This window comes from Pseudomonas sp. C 49-2, assembly GCF_003970195.1.
Taxonomy (GTDB): domain Bacteria; phylum Pseudomonadota; class Gammaproteobacteria; order Pseudomonadales; family Pseudomonadaceae; genus Aquipseudomonas; species Aquipseudomonas canadensis.
On record NZ_RXYG01000001.1, the window covers coordinates 701,822 to 720,428 of the forward strand.

General features: G+C 60.6%; 14 protein-coding genes and 1 tRNA gene. 2 read left to right on the top strand and 13 right to left on the bottom strand.

Translation table 11 applies throughout. The features are described 5' to 3' along the window. Nucleotides 1-95: 95 nt before the first annotated feature. Nucleotides 96-1,358, top strand: coding sequence for an aspartate aminotransferase family protein (locus EJ576_RS03280; protein WP_126569558.1), 1,263 nt, complete (start codon nt 96-98; stop codon nt 1,356-1,358). Between the two features lie 184 nt (nt 1,359-1,542). Further along, nucleotides 1,543-1,701 carry a YqaE/Pmp3 family membrane protein gene (locus EJ576_RS03285; RefSeq protein WP_010207008.1) on the top strand — a complete coding sequence of 53 codons (159 nt, stop codon included), beginning with the start codon at nt 1,543-1,545 and terminating at the stop codon, nt 1,699-1,701. A 5-nt stretch (nt 1,702-1,706) separates the two neighbouring features. On the opposite strand, the gene pqqE is transcribed toward EJ576_RS03285, so the two are convergent. From pqqE to dnaG, 13 genes are all read right to left on the bottom strand, one after another. Beyond that, on the bottom strand, nt 1,707-2,837 hold the full coding sequence (gene pqqE / locus EJ576_RS03290) for a pyrroloquinoline quinone biosynthesis protein PqqE (protein WP_050587907.1): 1,131 nt from the start codon (nt 2,835-2,837) through the stop codon (nt 1,707-1,709). Further along, nucleotides 2,830-3,105, bottom strand: coding sequence for a pyrroloquinoline quinone biosynthesis peptide chaperone PqqD (gene pqqD / locus EJ576_RS03295; RefSeq protein ID WP_028618181.1), 276 nt, complete (start codon nt 3,103-3,105; stop codon nt 2,830-2,832). The genes pqqE and pqqD overlap by 8 nt, the downstream gene beginning before the upstream one ends. Then, nucleotides 3,102-3,854, bottom strand: a complete 753-nt coding sequence (gene pqqC, locus EJ576_RS03300) for a pyrroloquinoline-quinone synthase PqqC (protein ID WP_028618180.1) — start codon at nt 3,852-3,854, stop codon at nt 3,102-3,104. Before pqqC ends, pqqD begins: the two co-directional genes overlap by 4 nt. An 11-nt stretch (nt 3,855-3,865) precedes the next feature. Then, nucleotides 3,866-4,777 carry a pyrroloquinoline quinone biosynthesis protein PqqB gene (pqqB, locus tag EJ576_RS03305; protein ID WP_028618179.1) on the bottom strand — a complete coding sequence of 304 codons (912 nt, stop codon included), beginning with the start codon at nt 4,775-4,777 and terminating at the stop codon, nt 3,866-3,868. Between the two features lie 66 nt (nt 4,778-4,843). Further along, nucleotides 4,844-4,918 (bottom strand): pyrroloquinoline quinone precursor peptide PqqA, encoded by a 75-nt coding sequence (gene pqqA, locus EJ576_RS03310; RefSeq protein WP_003194766.1) that lies wholly within the window; start codon nt 4,916-4,918, stop codon nt 4,844-4,846. A gap of 159 nt (nt 4,919-5,077) precedes the next feature. Then, a complete protein-coding gene (pqqF, locus tag EJ576_RS03315; protein WP_126569559.1) occupies nt 5,078-7,420 on the bottom strand; it encodes a pyrroloquinoline quinone biosynthesis protein PqqF in 2,343 nt (780 codons plus the stop codon). 48 nt (nt 7,421-7,468) lie between these two features. After that, nucleotides 7,469-8,263 (bottom strand): carbon-nitrogen hydrolase family protein, encoded by a 795-nt coding sequence (locus tag EJ576_RS03320; RefSeq protein ID WP_126569560.1) that lies wholly within the window; start codon nt 8,261-8,263, stop codon nt 7,469-7,471. Nucleotides 8,264-8,273: 10 nt separating this feature from the next. Beyond that, nucleotides 8,274-9,977 (bottom strand): NAD(P)/FAD-dependent oxidoreductase, encoded by a 1,704-nt coding sequence (locus EJ576_RS03325; RefSeq protein WP_028618176.1) that lies wholly within the window; start codon nt 9,975-9,977, stop codon nt 8,274-8,276. Nucleotides 9,978-10,122: 145 nt separating this feature from the next. Beyond that, nucleotides 10,123-10,569, bottom strand: coding sequence for an Lrp/AsnC family transcriptional regulator (locus EJ576_RS03330; protein WP_122729444.1), 447 nt, complete (start codon nt 10,567-10,569; stop codon nt 10,123-10,125). 88 nt (nt 10,570-10,657) lie between these two features. Further along, nucleotides 10,658-10,734: transfer RNA gene (locus tag EJ576_RS03335), tRNA-Ile, on the bottom strand. A 15-nt stretch (nt 10,735-10,749) separates the two neighbouring features. Further along, the gene (locus EJ576_RS03340; RefSeq protein WP_126569561.1) at nt 10,750-14,493 is read right to left on the bottom strand and encodes a bifunctional diguanylate cyclase/phosphodiesterase; all 3,744 of its coding nucleotides are present in this window, start codon (nt 14,491-14,493) and stop codon (nt 10,750-10,752) included. A 121-nt stretch (nt 14,494-14,614) separates the two neighbouring features. After that, on the bottom strand, nt 14,615-16,465 hold the full coding sequence (gene rpoD / locus EJ576_RS03345; RefSeq protein WP_028618173.1) for an RNA polymerase sigma factor RpoD: 1,851 nt from the start codon (nt 16,463-16,465) through the stop codon (nt 14,615-14,617). A gap of 67 nt (nt 16,466-16,532) precedes the next feature. Continuing rightward, the gene (gene dnaG / locus EJ576_RS03350; RefSeq protein WP_123475072.1) at nt 16,533-18,506 is read right to left on the bottom strand and encodes a DNA primase; all 1,974 of its coding nucleotides are present in this window, start codon (nt 18,504-18,506) and stop codon (nt 16,533-16,535) included. Nucleotides 18,507-18,607 lie beyond the last annotated feature (101 nt).

Consider the following 18,607-nt stretch of genomic DNA (forward strand, 5'->3'; position numbering starts at 1 on the left):
TATGTTGATGGCGTTTACATAGGCAAGGCAAAAAACCTCAAGGCAGTATTGGCGTGTCGCACCGACCAAGGTCCGGTTGCTATTGGGGGTGAGCTATGAATCTGTTCCGTCGCCCCGCGCCGAGCCTGGACGATTTGATTATCGAGGCGCCCGGCGATACGTCTTCCAGCGAATCCCTGATGCCCTCCGTCGCTCGCCCGCCGCAAGTTTTCGTACGCGGTCAGGGTTCCTGGCTGTGGGACAGCGACGACCGTGCCTACCTGGATTTCAGTCAGGGCAACGCGGCCAACAGCCTCGGCCACAGCCCTCAGGTGCTGATCAAGGCGCTGGCTGACCAGACCCAGGCGCTGATCAACCCCGGCAACGGCCTGCATAACCGCGTTCAACTCAACCTGGCTGAGCGCCTGTGCCATCGCACCGGCAGCGATCAGGCGTACCTGCTCAACACCGGCGCGGAAGCCGTTGAAGCGGCGATCAAGTTGGCGCGCAAATGGGGCCAGCTGCATCGCGGGGGGGCCTATCGCATCATCAGTGCCAGCGCCGGTTGCCATGGCCGCAGTTTTGCCGCGATGTCGGCTTCGGCGGGTGGCCCGGAAAATCGTTTTGAACCGCAGTTGCCCGGTTTCAGCCATGTGCCTTTTAATGACCTGCCGGCCCTGCATGCGGCAGTCGATGCGCAAACCGTCGCCATCCTGCTCGAACCGATCCAGGGCGAAGCGGGCGTCATCCCTGCGACCGAGCATTACCTCAAAGGCGTTGAGCGTTTGTGCCGTGAACTGGGGATCCTACTGATTCTCGACGAAGTACAAACCGGTATGGGCCGTTGCGGCACCTTGCTCGCCGAGCAGCAATACGGCGTACGTGCCGACATCATCACCCTCGGCAAAGGCCTGGGCGGCGGGGTGCCCCTCGCAGCGCTGCTGGCACGGGGCAAAGCCTGTTGCTTCGACGTGGGCGAGTTGGAAGGTACTCACCACGGTAATGCGCTGATGGCTTCGGCCGGGCTGGCAGTACTCGACTCCGTGCTGGAGCACGGCTTTATGGATCACGTGCGTGAGACCGGCCTGTACCTGGGCGAAGGTCTTGCCCGCCTGGCCTACCGCTACGACCATGGTCAATTACGTGGCCATGGCCTGATGTGGGGCCTGACGTTGTCGGATGATTCTGCGGATGCTGTTGTAAAAGCGGCGCTGCACGAAGGCCTGATCCTCCAAGCTCCGCAACCCAACTGCCTGCGCTTCACCCCGGCCCTGACCGTGAGCAAAAGCAACATCGACGAAATGCTCCTGCGCCTGGCCCGCGCCTTCTCCCGCGTGCGTACCGCCCAACTGCAATGCCGCAAGGGCATCGCCGTTTAACCCCCTTATTCCTGAACCGTCTCGCGGTCTACGCGGCGCCTCCGGCGTGATTCTTTTGGCTGGGGGCGTTTTTTTGCCTGTGCAATGATGGATGGCCCAACGCCAGATCCCACTGAACCCTCACGAACGCCCAAGGTCGATTAGCTACACGGCTCACACGAGCCGATTTTCTGGAGCTGAACCCATGGATATCATTCGTATCATCATCGCTATTCTGCTGCCGCCACTGGGTGTGTTCCTGCAAGTGGGTTTCGCCGGTGCATTCTGGCTGAACATCCTGCTGACCTTGTGCGGGTACTTCCCGGGCATCATTCACGCCGTGTACATCATCGCCAAGCGCTGAGGCCGTCAGCCTTTTGCGATGAGCCGTGAGTTGCGCTCGTTGCGAAAGGCCAACTGCTCGATGGTCTGGGTGGCGTGTTCGGCTTCTTCCCGCGCTTGCAGGATGATGCCGTGCTGCTCGGACTTGCTGCATACCGGGTCGGCATTGCTCGCGTCCCCCGTGAGCATGAAGGCCTGGCATCGGCAGCCGCCGAAATCCTTTTCCTTTTCATCGCATGACCGGCATGGCTCGGGCATCCAGTCGTAGCCGCGAAAGCGGTTGAAGCCGAACGAGTCGTACCAGATGTGCTGCATGCTGTGGTCGCGCACATTGGGAAATTGCACCGGCATCTGTCGGGCGCCGTGACAGGGCAGGGCGGTGCCGTCCGGTGTCACGGTCAGAAAGATACTGCCCCAGCCGTTCATGCAGGCTTTCGGGCGTTCTTCGTAGTAATCCGGTGTGACGAAGATCAGCTTGCACGGGTGACCTTCGGCTTCCAGCTTGGCGCGGTATTCGTTCGTGATGCGCTCGGCGCGCACCAGTTGTGCCTGGGTCGGCAACAGCCCGACGCGATTGAGTTGGGCCCAGCCGTAGAACTGGCAGGTGGCGAGCTCGACGAAGTCCGCTTCCAGCGCAATACACAGCTCGATGATGCGGTCGATCTTGTCGATATTGTGCCGATGGGTGACGAAGTTCAGCACCATCGGGTAGCCGTGGGCCTTCACGGCACGGGCCATTTCCAGCTTTTGCGCGAAGGCTTTTTTCGAGCCGGCCAGCAGGTTGTTCACCTGTTCGTCGCTGGCCTGGAAGCTGATCTGGATATGGTCCAGGCCGGCTTTCTTGAAGTCGCTGATCTTCTGTTCGGTCAAGCCGATGCCGGAGGTGATCAGGTTGGTGTAGAACCCCAGCCTGCGCGCCTCGGCGATCAGCTCGGCCAGATCCTGACGCACCAACGGCTCACCACCGGAAAACCCCAGTTGTGCGGCACCCATCTCGCGGGCTTCGCGAAACACCTTGAACCATTGCTCGGTACTCAGTTCCTTGCCCTGCTCGGCAAAGTCCAGCGGGTTGGAACAGTACGGGCACTGCAACGGGCAGCGGTAGGTCAGCTCGGCCAGTAACCACAGCGGCAAGCCAACCGGCGGTTTTTCAGGCAAGGGTAATCCAGTGCTCTGCACGGGCGACCTCCATGAAATCCTCGATGTCTTTACCGAGTTCTGGCACGCCGGGGAACTGTTTATCCAGCTCGGCAATGATCGCCGACACGTCGCGCTCGCCGTCGATCAAACCACCGATCAGGGCAGCGCTGTCGTTGAGCTTGATCATGCCTTCGGGGTAGAGCAACACATGGCCTTTTTGCGCGGGTTCGTACTGATAGCGATAGCCCTGGCGCCAGGTGGGTTTCTTGCTGCGATCAAAGCTCATAGGGGGATCCCTTTATGCCAAACCCGCTGTTCGGTCACGCTGTGATACGGCGGACGCTTGAGTTCGTAGGCCATGCTCATGGCATCCAGCATGCTCCACAAAATATCCAGTTTGAACTGGAGAATTTCCAGCATGCGCTCCTGGCCTTCACGGGTGGTGTAGTGCTGCAGGGTGATCGCCAAACCATGTTCCACATCGCGACGGGCCTGGCCCAGGCGGGTGCGGAAATATTCATAACCGGCCGGGTCGATCCACGGGTAATGCTGCGGCCAGCTGTCGAGGCGCGACTGGTGGATTTGCGGCGCGAACAGCTCAGTCAGCGAACTGCTGGCGGCTTCCTGCCAACTGGCGCGACGGGCGAAGTTGACGTAGGCGTCTACCGCAAATCGTACGCCGGGCAGTACCAATTCCTGCGAGCGCAGTTGGTCCGGGTCGAGGCCAACGGCCTGGCCCAGGCGCAACCAGGCTTCGATACCGCCGTCTTCACCGGGGGCGCCGTCGTGGTCGAGCAGGCGCTGGATCCACTCGCGGCGGATCTCGCGGTCCGGGCAATTGGCCAGGATCGCAGCGTCTTTCAGGGGGATGTTCACCTGATAGTAGAAACGGTTGGCAACCCAGCCCTGGATCTGCTCGCGGGTCGCGCGGCCTTCGTACATCGCCACATGGTACGGGTGATGGATATGGTAGAAGGCGCCCTTGGCCCGCAGGGCGGCTTCGAATTCAACGGTGGTCAACGGCGTGTCAGTCATTTCGATCGCTCCTACAATTCAATGCTCATGCCGTCGTAAGCCACTTCGACATTGCGCCGCACCAGTTCCGCTCGCTCGGCGGAGTCTTCATCGAGGATCGGGTTGGTGTTGTTTATGTGGATAAGTACTTTGCGCTGCTTGGGCAATTGCTCCAGCACTTCCAGCATGCCGCCGGGGCCGTTTTGCGCCAGGTGGCCCATCTCGCGGCCAGTGCGGGTGCCGACGCCACGGCGCTGCATTTCGTCGTCATCCCACATCGTGCCATCTACCAGTAGGCAGTCGCTGCCGGCCATGATCTCCAGCAACGGCGCGTCGACCTTGCCCAGGCCTGGCGCGTAGAAGAGTTTGCCGCCAGTGCGCAGGTCTTCGACGATCAGGCCGATGTTATCGCCGGGGTGCGGGTCGAAGCGGTGCGGCGAGTAGGGCGGCGCGGCACTGCGCAGTGGCAGTGGGGTAAAGCGCAGGTTGGGGCAGGCCGGGATGCTGAAGCTGGCGTCCAGCTCGATGCGGTTCCAAGCCAGGCCGCCGTTCCAGTGGGTGAGCATGGTGAACAACGGGAAGCCGGTGCTCAGGTCTTCATGGACCATGTCGGTGCACCACACTTGGTGTGGGCAGCCTTCGCGCAGGCTCAACAGGCCGGTGGTGTGGTCGATCTGGCTGTCCATCAAGATGATCGCGCTGATGCCGGTATCCCGCAGGGCGCGCCCGGGTTGCATCGGTGCAAAGCCCTGGAGTTGCGCGCGGATATCCGGCGAGGCATTGCACAGCACCCAGTTCACGCCATCGTCGGAGATCGCGATGGACGACTGGGTGCGCGCCTGGGCCCGTAGGCTGCCATCACGAAAACCCGCGCAGTTCACGCAGTTGCAGTTCCACTGCGGGAAACCACCGCCGGCGGCGGAACCTAGAATCTGGACAAACATGGCAGCTCCATCAAGCTCAAAACAAAAACGCCCCGGGCGAACCGAGGCGTTGTATTACCCAGCGGATTAACGGCTGGCGAAGTACATGGTGACTTCGAAACCGATGCGCAGATCAGTGTAAGCAGGTTTGGACCAGGTCATATTCTTACTCCTACGAAGGGATGGGACGTTTACTACCAAGTAATACATATAGTCCACCTCCAGTCGGAGATGTTCAGATGTGTGCGTAGGAATGTTACGCAATTCTTTTCAAGTTAGCGCTGTCTTGGTGGAAAAAGGCTTTTGCAGCGGCGGCAATGATCAGTCTGCTGCTCGCCAGGCATCCGAGCGGCGCGGGCCGTTGGCCACGCAACGCCAGCCGCCTGCGGCGTCGTTCAGTTGCTGGGCGGCAAGCTGCACTGCTTCGCGGGTGCAGGTTTGGATGTGGGATTGAAGGTCAGCCAGGTAACCCGACGAGTGGCCCGCCAGATGGGCGTGCCACAACAATTCGGCGGCTTGGGCGTTGGGCAGTGTCTGTGCTGAGAATTGCTGCGCCAAAGCCGTGTTGCCCAAGTCGTCGCTGCTATCGATCAGTGCCGGTAGTTGTTTCAGGAATACTTGCAGGTGATCAACGAGGACTTCCAGCGACACGCTGGGGGATTGCACGCCGAATAGCAGACCGGTCTGGCCATTGATCTGTCGGATACCGCTGAACACGGCGTAGCCGATTTGCAGCTCAACGCGCAGGCGCTGGTAGAACGGGCCTTGGATCAGATGGCCAAGCAGTCGCCAAGCGGCTTCGTCCGCCAGGGATTGACTCGGCGTTGGGCAAAACAGCAGCAATGCGGCTTCGTCAGAGTCGGTTTTTATCGCGTGCCAGATACGTTGATCGCTGAGAGACGGCACGCGCTGAGTGAGATTCGCGGGTTGCCCTGGCAGGCGGGCCGCTGCGGACTTGATCGCGGCTTCATGCGCTGCGGAGAAGCCCAGTCCCAGGCCTTGCCAGCGCGCAGTGGACCAGGATGCCGATTCGGGATTGTGGCCGTTGCAGCAAGCGGGCAGCGCCTTGAGCAATTCACGGATGGCAATCATCTGCGGTGAGTCGGGTTGAGCCTCTTGCGGTTCATTCAGGCCTTTTGCCAACACGTCCAACACGGCTGGCATGGGCTCCAGTAGCCCAATCATTTTCACCCGCCAGTCTTGGCCCAGGCTTTCGAACGACAATTCGACGCCCGCCTGACCGGCATGCTCGCGCAACGGCTGCAAAGCGTTTTCCAGGCCGGAAGGGGCTGATTGCCATTGCAGATACAGCGCGCCTTCATCGCCATCGCCTGCCAATGCCTGACTGAAGGTCAGCGCCGACACTTCCCTACGTCCACGGGAGCGATCCTGGGCAAAGGTGCGCAAGCCACGGTGAGCGCTGGTCTGGCCGCGAATTAGGCCGGCGCGTTCTTCCTTGGCCGGTGGGCGCAGGAACGGGTTGTTCGGCGGCAACTGCCAAGTGTGTGTGGATTCTGGCAGGTGCAGCGAATCAAGCATGGCCTTGAGGGCGACAACGTCCTGTTCCGATAGGTCTTGGCTGTCGTTCCGGGCCAACGCAAGGGCGCCTTGGACCTGCTGTTGACGAGCGGCCAGCAGCGCGAACTCTTCACGCAATGAAGTCCAGTCGCTGTGTGCGAAAAAGCTCAGCCAGTCGTGCAGCAACGCCTCGATCTGCGTGGCTGATTCACCTTGAATGGTGAAGTCGATATCCAACACGGCTTGCCCGGCGAACTGATAAATCACTGACGCCTGCAGTGCACTCGCCAGTTGCCGCGCTTTCAGTTCAGCCAGCAACCCGCCGGGTCCCGAGGCGTTGAGCCAGGTGCAGAGAAACTCAAGTGCTTTGCGTGGCGCATCACAGGTCATGACGTGGTGCAGGTGATGCAGGGTGATGTGCTGATAGCTCTGCGCATCACCCTGCATCAATGCCGGCGGGGCGGATTGTGGGCGCAGAGGTCCAGAACTCAGCTGTTCACTGAATCGTTGCGCCAAGGTTTCCAGTTCTTCCAGTGATTGCGGGCCCGCCAGGCTCAATGTCATCTGCCCGCTCTGATAGAACTGCGCGTGGAATTCACTCAACGCCTGCTGAAATGCCTCACGCTCCACCGGTAGGCTATCGCGGTTACCCGCATGAAAACCCCGCAGCGGGTGGTCAGCCGCAAGCCCCTCCAGCAACGCGACCTGCTGCTGTGCCTTGGCATCCTGGGCCCAGGCGACATACTCGGCGTGCAGCACTTCGCGCTCGCGCAGTTGATCCTCCAGGGCCAGGCGTGGGTGGGTCAGCATGTCGCCCAAGCGCTCCAAACCGCCGGCAGACATTGCGTCCGGCAATTCAAAGAAAAAATCCGTGGTGCGCTCACGGGTGCTGGCATTGACCTGGCCGCCATGACGTTGCACGTAGGCCATCAGCCCATCGTTCGTGGGAAAACGCTCGGTGCCCAGGAACAGCAAATGCTCTAGGAAATGCGCCAACCCTGGCCACGCCAGCGGCACATCGTGGCTGCCTGCGCCTACGCGCAAAACGGCGGCGCAACGTTTCAGACGTAGCGCATGTTGCAAGGAAACCCGCAAGCCATTGGCGAGGGTCAGGTGACGGTGATGAGGGTGGGCCGGCGCAGGCATGGGCAGTTCCGAAACGTAGAATAGGCCTATGCTAACAAACCGGCTGGATCAGGGCTTGTGCAGCGCGCCATACAGCTCGGGGCGACGGTCCTGCAAGTAGTGATTGGCGGCGCGGGCATCCAGGATTGACTGACGATCCAGCTCCCCGACGATCAAGGCTTCGTCCAGGCCCGCCTGGGCAATGCGCTGGCCATTCGGCGCGGCGATGCTGCTTTGCCCGCAGTACTGGATCTCGCCTTCGTGCCCGCAATAGTTGGCGTAGGCCACATAACATTGGTTTTCAAAGGCCCGTGCCCGCACGGTGACGTCGGCGACAAAGTCAAATGGCACCATGTTGGCGGTGGGCACCAAGATCAGCTCGGCACCGGCCAGGGCCAGGCGCCGGGTGTTTTCCGGGAACTCCAGGTCATAACAGATCAGGAAACCCAGCTTCCAGCCGTTGAGCTCCACCAGTGGGAAATCATCGTCGCCGGCGCTGAACATCGAATGGTCCAGATCACCAAACAGGTGCGTCTTGCGGTAGTTGCACACGCGCTGGCCGTGGGCGTCGATCAACTGCACGGCGTTGTAGATCTGGCCATCCTCGGCCCGTTCCGGGTAGCCGTAGAGAATCGACAGCCCGGCGCCTTTGGCCAGTTCGGCGATCGCCTGTGCCGACGGACCATCCTGCGCCTCGGCCAAGGCGCCAACCGCCTCGGCGCCGATGTTGTAGCCGGTGAGGAACATCTCCGGCAGCACCAGCACATCGGCACTGGAGGCCTCATGCGCCAAAGCGTGCAGGCGCTGGAGGTTACCGGCCACATCCAACGGTAGCGGTGGGCATTGGTACAGGGCGACGCGCATGTTCAACTCCTTAATCGGCCAGGGCGATCGGCCCGATTTCATCGAATACGTCACCCGGCCCTGGGTTCTCCGGGTGAGTGCTGCCACCGAAGTGGGTCATGATGCCCCACACCGCGTTCAGCGAGGTCTGCACCGCGCCTTCGACCCAGGCTGGGGTCCAGGACACATCATCACCGGCAATGAAAATCCCACGTTGTTCGGCGGGCATGTCCTTCTGCATAAAGTGCGCATACATGCGCTGGTTGTAGCGATAGTGGCCGGGCAGCGCGCCCTTGAAGGCCCCGAGGAAATGCGGGTCGGCTTCCCATGACACGGTGATCGGGTCGCCGATGATGCGCGCCTTGATATCGACTTTCGGGTAGATCTTTTTCAGGGCGTCGAGGGCCAGCTTCACACGCTTATCGATGGGCTGCGGCAGCATTTTAAGCGCGTCGCTCATCCACGAGTACGACAAGCAGATTACTCCCGGCTTGTCGTCGCCGTTATCGAACAGGTAGGTGCCACGGGTCAGGCGGTCGGTGAGGGTCATGCTCATCAGGTCGCGGCCGGTCTCTGGGTCTTTGTCTTTCCAGAATGGCCGGTCGACCATCACGAAGGTTTTCGACGATTGCATGTAGCGCGTGCGGTCCAGGGCCATCCACATTTTTTGCGAGAACAGGGTTTCGTCGCATTCGATCTGGGTGGTCAGCAGCCAGCTTTGGCAGGTGGTCAGCACCGCGGCGTATTCGCGGGTGTCGCCATAGTTGTCGGTGACGGCGAAACGGCCATCGGCGGCATGGGCGATGCGCTTCACCCCGGCCCTTGGCGCTCCGCGATGCAGCGAACTCAGGCTGGTGCCGGCCGGCCAGTGGGCGCAGCGCTCCGGCACATGACGCCAGATACCCATCGGCACCTGAGCCACGCCGCCGACCACCAGATGTTGGTGGTCATCGCAGTTGGTCATCACCACACGGAAGATTTCCAGCATGGAGTTGGGGAAGTCCGAGTCCCAGCCGCCAGTGCCGAAACCGACCTGGCCAAACACTTCGCGGTGATGGAAGGACAATTTGGCAAATGCCTTGGAGGTGGCGACGAAGTCGTAGAAGGTGCGGTCATCCCACAGCGGCACGAGCTTGTTCCACAGCTCCTTGAGGCGCGGCACGTCACGGTCGCGGATGGCTTGCTGGATATCACCGAACTGCGAACCGGCTTCCAGGGCATCAGCCCAGGCGTCGGCCACTTCCTGGAACAGCACCGGCAAGTCAGAGAGTTTTTGCGCGTAGTGGGTCTGGCCTTCAAGGTCGATGACCGTGCTGCCGGACGCCGGGGTCAGTGGGTTGGGGAAGGGTTTGGTTTCCAGTCCGAGCTTGTCCACGTAGTGGTAGAACGCGGTGGACGACACTGGAAAGCGCATGCCACCCAGCTCGGCAATGATGCCTTCGGCACCTTCGAAGGCTTGGGAACGCAGGCGTCCGCCCATTTTCGAGGCTTCGTACACCACCGGCTTGAGGCCCAGTTTCATCAGCTCGTAGGCGGCCACCAGGCCCGCGATCCCGGCGCCGACGATCGCCACTTCGGCACCGTGGTTGGCCGCAGGAATACTACCCAGGCCGGCCGGGTGTTCAATCCAGTCATCGAAGGCGAACGGGAAGTCCGGGCCAAAGATGGTGATGGGCTTCTTACCGTCGGCGGGGTGGCGATTGGTCTTGCTGAGGGTGCTGGACGGAATGCTCATGGCTGACCTTACTGGCGACTAGGCGGGCGTGACCCGCTGAGTATAGGAAAAGATGGCAGCCAGTTTAGAGAGCGTAGCGTTCGTTAATAAGACGCAAAGTGTCGTCAAATTGCTCTGTTTTTAGTCAGAGTGACGAGGGCGGTGATCAGATTGGTTGTCCGCGATCCAATTTGTTACTGAGGATGATCGAAGTGGTGGTTTTCTCCACGCCGTCGACGCTGCCAATCTGATCGAGCAATTGGTCCAACTGTTCCGGCGAATCGGTGCGCAGCCACGCGACGTAATCGAACTCGCCACTCACCGCGCACAACTGCTGCACCTGGGCCATGGCACTCAACCGGCGCAACACCTCTTTGCCCGAGCGCGCTTGTACGGTGATGCCCACATAAGCCTGCAAACCACCATCGACCACCCGCTGCCCGAGGCGCACGCCATAACCGGTGATCACCTGGGTTTTCTCCAGGCGCGCCAGGCGCGACGTCACGGTAGTGCGCGCGATGCCCAGCTGCCGGGCGAGCATGGCCACGCTTTCGCGGGCGTTGAGCTGCAGGGCGGCGATCAGTTGGCGGTCGATTTCATCTAGGGCGGACAAGGGGGGGCTCCAGAGTATGGGCGGGGGCGGGAAGCATATTACAGGCTTCCAGACACACAAAAGCCGCGCAATGCGCGGCTTTCTTGTTTGGTGGGCCCACACGGACTTGAACCGTGGACCAAAGGATTATGAGTCCTCTGCTCTGACCAACTGAGCTATAGGCCCTCAGTAGGTCGCGGATTATAACGATGGTTTACCCGCTGTGCCATCCGAATAATCCTCAATGCGCATACGAAGAAACGTAGCAGCAAAAAGCTCCGGCGGTAGCGGCAGGCTGACGATGTAGCCTTGCATCTGTTCGCAGCCTTCAGCGGCCAGGAAAGCTTGCTGTGCGGGGTTCTCCACGCCTTCGGCGATGATGGTGAATTGCATGCTGTGGCCCAGGGCGATGATGGCGCGGACGATGGCGGCGTCGTGGGGGTCGTCGGGCAGGCCGCGGACGAAGGATTGGTCGATCTTGAGGAAGTCCAGGGGCAGGCGCTTGAGGTAGCTGAGGGATGAATAGCCGGTGCCAAAGTCATCAATGGCAAGCTGTACGCCGAGCTCTTTGAGCTGGTGCAACACCTCCAGCGCTTCTTCGGCCTGGCTCATGATGAAGTTTTCGGTGATCTCCAGTTGCAGGCGACCGGGGTCGAGTTGGTAGTCATGCAGCAGCTGTTTGATGCGGCCCAATAAGCCGAGGTGACGTAATTGCGCGCCGGCCAGGTTGACCGACAGCGGGCCGAAATCGTCGAAGTGGCCTTGCCAGGCGTGCATTTGCCGGCAGGCTTGTTCCAGCACCCAGTCGCCAATCTGCAGGATCATGCCGTTTTCTTCGGCCAGGGCGATGAAGTGTTCGGGGGGCACGTCGCCAAAGGTGGGATGGCGCCAGCGTATCAGGGCTTCGGCGCCGATCAGTTCGTGGGTCGTCAGGCTCAGCTTGGGCTGGTAGTAGAGGCTCAGCTCATCGCGCTCGATGGCGCGGCGCAGTTCGTGCTCCAGTGCCACGCGTTCGTTGGCCTGGGCAGTCAGGTCGCGGGTATAGCTTTCGACCCGGTTACGGCCCTTGGCCTTTGAGCGATACATCGCCGCGTCGGCGTTCTTGACCAGGGTGGCGACGTCGGTGCCGTCCTCGGGGTAGAGGCTGGTGCCGATGCTGGCGCTGATAAAAAACTCGTGCTCACCGGCCTGGAATGGGGGGGTGAAGCAGGCCAGCAGTTTATTGGCCAGGTACTGGGCGTCGCTGGCGTGCTGCAGGCCGGGGAGCAGGATGATGAACTCGTCACCGCCCAGGCGGGCGACGGTGTCGATGTCGCGCAGTTGTTCCTTGAGGCGCACGGCGATGTCTTTGAGTAGCAAGTCGCCGATCGGATGGCCGAGGCTGTCGTTGATGTGTTTGAAGCGGTCCAGGTCGAGAAACAGCACGGCACCTTGTTTGCCCGTTTCCTGGTGCCCGTTAAGGGCCGCTTGCAGTCGGCTTTCGAACAGCGTGCGGTTGGGCAGGCCGGTCAACGGGTCGTGATGCGCCTGGTAGTCGAGGCGGGCTTGAGCCAGCTTGAGGCTGGAGATGTCGGCAAACACCGCGACGAAGTGCGTGATCAACTGGTCGCGGTTGCGCACGGCACTGATCGTCAACCAGCTTGGGTACACTTCGCCGTTCTTGCGGCGGTTGGAGATCTCGCCTTGCCAGTGTCCCTGGGCGGTCAACTGGTGCCACATGGCGGCATAGAAGGCGCTGTCATGCAGGCCGGAGGCCAGCAGGCGCGGGGTGTGGCCGAGGGCTTCGGCCTCGCTGTAGCCGGTGATCTCGGTGAAGGCACGGTTGACGGCGCTGATGTTCTGCCGGGTGTCAGTGATCAACACGCCTTCGGCCGTGCTCTCGAACACCGTGGCGGCCTGTTGCAGTTTTTCCTGCATCAACTGGCGCTCGGTGATGTCCCGCGCGATGGTCAGCATGCAGTCTTCATCGCCAATCGGCAGCGGGCGGCTGGACAGCTCGCACAAGCGGATCTGCCCATCGCTGCGGCGTATATGGCAGATGAAGTCACGCACAAAACCATCACGCTGCATCATCTCCAGCATGTGTTTGCGTTCGTTGAGGTCGACCCAGATGCCCAGGTCCAAGGTGGATTGTTCGAGAGAGGTGGCGCTGGTGAAGCCGGTGATCCGGCTGAAACCGTCGTTCACTTCAATCAACAACCCATCGCGCTGTCGGCTCAGCAGCAAGCCGTCGGGGGAGGCGTGGAAGGCCTTGGCGAATTTCTCTTCGGAGGTTTGCAGTTGTTGTTGGGTTTCCTTGAGTTGGGTGATGTCGCGCACCACCACAACTATGGCCTCTGTGGTGTCGAGTTGGAACGGCTCGGCGGAGATCAGCCCAGTGAACGCCTGACCATTGCTGCGCAGAAAGGGCATTTCCAGGTTGCGGATGCTAGTGGTCTGCACCCGTTGCAGCAGGTCGGGACCGACGCCTTTGATGCCCCAGATATTCAGCTCGGTGGCGGCTTTACCAACGACCTGTTCGGCCGTCAGGCCAATCTGGTCTTCGAATGCCTTGTTCACTTCCAGCAGGCAGCCATCAGACAGCCGTGCAATCACCAGCATGTCCGGGCATTGCTGGAACACCGAGGCGAATTTCTGCTCGGACAGCTGCAAAGCCTCTTCAGTGCGCTTAGCCTCACTGATATCGATCATCAAGCCGCGCAGAACCGGCTCATGACCATGTTCGATCAGGCTGACAATGTCGCGCACCCACAAGCAACGGCCGTCAGCAGTGATCACTCGGTAATCAATGCTGTGGTCACGGTTGGCGCGGGTTTCGCGATAGCAGTAGGCTTCGGCGCGGGTCAGGTCGGCGGGGTGAATGATGTTGCGCCAGAACCCCGGGATCAGCCAATGGGCGCGCGGATAGCCCAGCAATTCTTCGGCGTGGGGCGACACGTAGCTGTAGGTGAAATCGGTGACATTGGCTTCCCAGGCGATGGCGGACAGGCTCTCCACTAAACCGCGATAGTGGTACTCGCTGCTGCGCAGCTCCTGTTCGAGGGCGACACGGCGGGAAATTTCCGAACTGAGACGACGGTTGATCCGAATCACCACGGCCAACACGGTGCTCAGCAACAGCACGGCAGGCAGCCCGTAAAGCAGCAGGTCGGTCCAGAAGGTGCGGTGATCGGTAAAGCTGCCGACCCAATGTTGCTGGATGGCGTCGGTTTCTTGCGGGCTGAGGTCCGCGAGTACCTTGTCCAGGATGCCCACCAGCATTTTATTGTCACGCGGTACGCCCATCGCCAGTTGGTAGCGGTAGGGGGTTTCGCCGCTGACGTACAAGCCATCGAGCTTGAGTTGGCGCAGGCTCCAGACACTGGAGGCGAGATCGCCGACCACTGCATCTACTTCATCGGTGGCGAGGGCTTGCAACGTCGAGCTGACATTCGGCATGGCCACCAGGTTGAGATCGGGGTGATGGGTGCGCAGCAGCTCATGGGGGGCGTAGTTTTCCACCACGGCAATCTTCAAGCCGTAGAGGTCTTTCAGGGTGCGCGGTTTGGCGCCACCTTCATGGGCCAGGATAACGATGGGGAAGTCCAGGTAAGGCCGGGTGAACGCCATATAGCCCTGGCGTTCCGGTGTGGACATGATGCCCGGCAGCAGGTCGAGTTGGTTGTTGCGGGCCTGCTCCAGGACCGCACTCCAGTTTGCAGGCTCAATCAACTTGACGCGCACGCCGAGGCGATCCTGGATCAGGCGCACATAATCTGCCGCCAAGCCTTGGTAGCGGCCACTTTCGTCACGGTATTCAAAGGGTGGCCATGACGCATCCACCCCGAGGCGCAACTCCTGATGGTCCGCCAGCCAGTCACGCTCATCATCGCTAAGAGTCAACGCGCCAGCCGTTGCGGTCCAGGTCAGCAGCCACAGCAAAAACACAGCCGGCAATCTGGGCATAACGGTCTCGTTATGGCACGGGGAATGTTTCGAGTGTAGACGGGCATTGCGGGGGAGGGGTGTTGCGCAAGGTTTTATCGATACAAAACAAAACCCCCGGCCTGGGCCGGGGGTTCTGGTATCACTCGTCGAGGAAGGAGCGCAGATGCTCGCTTCGCGTCGGGTGGCGCAACTTGCGCAGCGCCTTGGCTTCGATCTGACGGATCCGCTCACGGGTCACGTCAAACTGCTTACCGACTTCCTCAAGGGTGTGGTCGGTATTCATGTCGATGCCGAAACGCATGCGCAGTACCTTGGCTTCACGGGCAGTGAGGCCGGACAGTACGTCGCGAGTCGCTTCTTTCAGGCTCTCAACGGTGGCGACATCGATTGGCGACTGCATGGTCGAGTCTTCGATGAAGTCACCCAGGTGGGAGTCTTCGTCATCACCAATCGGGGTTTCCATGGAGATCGGCTCTTTAGCGATCTTCAATACCTTGCGGATTTTATCCTCAGGCATTTCCATGCGTTCGCCCAGCTCTTCCGGGGTCGGTTCGCGACCCATTTCCTGCAACATCTGCCTGGAAATACGGTTGAGCTTGTTGATCGTCTCGATCATGTGCACCGGAATACGGATGGTGCGGGCCTGGTCGGCGATCGAGCGAGTGATCGCCTGACGGATCCACCAGGTGGCATAAGTCGAGAACTTGTAACCACGACGGTATTCGAACTTGTCCACAGCCTTCATCAAGCCGATGTTGCCTTCCTGGATCAGGTCGAGGAATTGCAGGCCACGGTTGGTGTACTTCTTGGCGATGGAGATCACCAGACGCAAGTTCGCTTCAACCATCTCTTTCTTCGCGCGGCGGGCCTTGGCCTCACCGATCGACATGCGACGGTTGATGTCCTTGATCTCGGCAATCGTCAGACCGGTTTCGGTCTCCAATGCTTGCAGCTTTTGCTGGCAACGGATGATGTCCGGCTGCAGGCGACCAATGGCTTCGGCGTATTTCGCCTTGCCCTTGGCCAGTGCGTCGGTCCAGCTTTCATCTACTTCGTTGCTCGGGAACTGACGCAGGAAGTCGGCACGCGGCATGCGCGCGTCACGGACACAGAGCTGCATGATCGCACGCTCTTGTGCACGCAGGCGCTCCAGGGCGCTGCGAACCCGCTCAACCAGGCCTTCGAATTGCTTCGGCACCAGCTTGATCGGCATGAACAGCTCAGCCAGGGCCAGCAGCTCGGCGATTGCCTGCTTGTTGGCGCGACCGTGCTTTTTCAGGGCCTTGCGGGTGATTTCCATTTGATCGGAAACCGCACCGAAACGCTGGGCAGCGACGATTGGGTCTGGACCGCTTTCAACTTCATCTTCGTCGTCGCCGCTGGCTTCAGCGTCGTCGTCTTCGGAGTCGTCGTCCGCTTTCGCAGCCTTGGCGTCGACTGGTGGCGGCACTTCGGCGGCAGGCGGCGCAATGCCGTCGTCCGGGTCGATGTAGCCACTCAGCACGTCGGACAGGCGGCCACCTTCGGTGGTGACGCGGGTGTACTCGGAGAGAATATGGTCAACCGTGCCAGGGAAGTGCGCGATTGCGCCCATCACTTCACGAATGCCCTCTTCGATACGCTTGGCGATTTCGATTTCGCCTTCACGTGTCAGCAGCTCGACGGTGCCCATTTCACGCATATACATGCGCACAGGGTCGGTGGTACGACCGATATCGGTCTCCACAGCAGCCAGCGCGGCGGCCGCTTCTTCAGCGGCAGCCTCGTCGGTATCGGCGTCCGCCAGCATAAGGGAATCCTTATCTGGCGCAGCTTCGAATACGTTGATCCCCATGTCGTTAATCATGCGGATGATGTCTTCCACCTGCTCTGGATCTGAAATATCCTCAGGCAGGTGGTCGTTGACCTCCGCGTAAGTCAGGTAACCCTGCTCACGACCGAGAACGATCAACTCTTTGATACGAGACTGCTGTTGCGCTTTTCCGGACATAACACCCTATCCACTGAAGGTCTTGGCGGGCAAAAAACAAGCCGAGGATTATACCTGAGCTATGACCTCACGCGCCAGTTGAGGTCGGGTTTGATGTGCAAACGTTCTGTTTTAAGAGGTCGCGCATCTGTTTTGCTATCTGAATCTTCTCTTCAGCCGATAAATCCGGCTGCCTTGCTTTCTTGATCAGGTCATCGAGGGTCTGCGTGTGCTGACCCGCGGATAACCTAGTAATGGTGTCTAAAAACTGTTGTTCAAGGTTATCGCCGTCAATTAGCCACTCCTTTTCCGCGAGGGCTTTCAATAGTCGGCCCTGTTCGGTGCCGTGCCAGCGCGCCATCAACTGGATTGAGTTTAGCTTAGGATTTTTCTGTACCGCCTCGATCAAGGCGATCAGTACCTGGGCGTAAGTGTTGCTCGCATTGGCAAAATGATCAGCACTCTCGACCTTTTCCGCCAGTTGCGGGTGATGGATGAGCGTGCGCAGGGCAATGAGCGTTGGCGCTTCTACGGCGACAGGCGTTCGCGGGGCATAAGCCTCGTCACGGTCTCCGCGCTTGCCATTCTTGCTCCAGGGTTTCTTTTCCCATTTCTTGCCGTCGCTGCCAGACTTTTTCGGTGTCCAGTCCTGCTGGGGCGCGTAGGCCTCCTGCGGTTGATGGAAGTCGGAATAGTCCGGCATGGCGTCGTAATCCATGCCTGGGTCGTAGGTCGGCGGCGGTGCGTCATGCGGCGCGTTGTGCACCAGTTGGCTGACGGCTTCGCCGCTTAACCCGGTGATTTCCTGCAGGCGCATGCGCATCAGTGATTTCAGGTTGGCGCCGGGAACCTTGTCGATCAGCGGCGCCGCGAGGGTGGCCATGTGGGCCTTGCCTTCGAGGGAGCGCGGGTCGGCTTCTTCGGTCAGTTGCTGGAAGAAGTAGTCGGCCAGCGGTTGTGCATGCTGGTTGATGCGCGCGCGGAAGGCGTCAGTGCCTTCGGAGCGGACCAGGGTATCCGGGTCTTCGCCTTCGGGCAGGAACAGGAAGCGTGCGCGACGTCCGTCTTGCAGGCTCGACAGCGTGGCCTCGAGTGCGCGCCAGGCGGCGTTGCGGCCGGCCTGGTCGCCGTCGAAGCAGAACAGCACGCTGGGTACCACGCGAAACAGGCGCTTCATGTGTTCTTCGCTGGTCGCGGTGCCCAGCGTGGCGACGGCATTGCGCAGGCCCTGTTGGGCGAGCGCGATCACGTCCATATAGCCCTCAACCACGATGATCTCATCGAGGTTGCGGTTGTTCTTGCGCGCCTCGAACAGGCCGTAGAGCTCCTGCCCCTTATGGAATACCGGAGTTTCCGGGGAGTTCAGGTACTTGGGTTTGTCGTCCCCCAGTACTCGGCCACCAAAGGCGATGATGCGCCCGCGGCTGTCGCGGATCGGGAACATCACCCGGTCGCGGAAGCGGTCATAACGTTTGCCGGTCTCGGCGTTTTCCACCAGCAGGCCGGCGTCGATCATGGCTTTTTGCTGGAGCGTGTCGCTGCTCAAGTGCTTGTACAGGTTGTCCCAGCCGGGCGGGGCGAACCCCAGGCCGAAGTCCCGGGCGATTTCCCCGGTGAGGCCGCGACCTTTCAAATAGTCGACGGCGGCCTTGCGCTGCGGATGGCTTTTAAGCGCCTGACGGTAAAAGTCGGCAGCTGCCGTCAGCAGCGGGTAAAGCGGCGAATCAGTGGGTTGGCGCGGCTTGTGCGGCCGCCCGCTTTCTTCCCGAGGGACTTCCATGCCCGCGGCTTTTGCCAGGTCCTCGATAGCCTGGGGGAAATCCAGGTTGTCGTGGTCCATGAGAAAACCCAGGGCGTTGCCGCCTGCGCCGCAGCCGAAGCAGTAATAGAACTGCTTGTCGGGGCTGACGCTGAATGACGGGGTTTTCTCTTTGTGGAACGGGCAGCAGGCGGTGTAGTTTTTGCCGGCTTTTTTCAGTTGCACGCGCGAGCTGACAACATCGACGATGTCGGTGCGGTTCAGAAGGTCGTCAATAAAGCTCTGGGGAATCAGCCCGGCCATGGCGTTCTCGTCATCACTGCGTGTCAATGAGGGCCCAATGATTGCTCAAGCGCACGCAGTGCGTGGCTCGTTCATCAGTTGTCTGCTTGGGCATTCAGGAA

What these genes read in the sequence shown, in the direction of transcription:
- EJ576_RS03285 (WP_010207008.1), top strand. Translation starts at nt 1,543, where the DNA reads ATGGATATCATTCGTATCATCATCGCTATTCTGCTGCCGCCACTGGGT.
- pqqD (WP_028618181.1), bottom strand. Translation starts at nt 3,105, where the DNA reads ATGAGCTTTGATCGCAGCAAGAAACCCACCTGGCGCCAGGGCTATCGC.
- dnaG (WP_123475072.1), bottom strand. Translation starts at nt 18,506, where the DNA reads ATGGCCGGGCTGATTCCCCAGAGCTTTATTGACGACCTTCTGAACCGC.
- EJ576_RS03340 (WP_126569561.1), bottom strand. Translation starts at nt 14,493, where the DNA reads ATGCCCAGATTGCCGGCTGTGTTTTTGCTGTGGCTGCTGACCTGGACC.
- pqqC (WP_028618180.1), bottom strand. Translation starts at nt 3,854, where the DNA reads ATGACTGACACGCCGTTGACCACCGTTGAATTCGAAGCCGCCCTGCGG.
- pqqF (WP_126569559.1), bottom strand. Translation starts at nt 7,420, where the DNA reads ATGCCTGCGCCGGCCCACCCTCATCACCGTCACCTGACCCTCGCCAAT.
- rpoD (WP_028618173.1), bottom strand. Translation starts at nt 16,465, where the DNA reads ATGTCCGGAAAAGCGCAACAGCAGTCTCGTATCAAAGAGTTGATCGTT.
- EJ576_RS03320 (WP_126569560.1), bottom strand. Translation starts at nt 8,263, where the DNA reads ATGCGCGTCGCCCTGTACCAATGCCCACCGCTACCGTTGGATGTGGCC.
- EJ576_RS03280 (WP_126569558.1), top strand. Translation starts at nt 96, where the DNA reads ATGAATCTGTTCCGTCGCCCCGCGCCGAGCCTGGACGATTTGATTATC.
- EJ576_RS03325 (WP_028618176.1), bottom strand. Translation starts at nt 9,977, where the DNA reads ATGAGCATTCCGTCCAGCACCCTCAGCAAGACCAATCGCCACCCCGCC.
- pqqB (WP_028618179.1), bottom strand. Translation starts at nt 4,777, where the DNA reads ATGTTTGTCCAGATTCTAGGTTCCGCCGCCGGCGGTGGTTTCCCGCAG.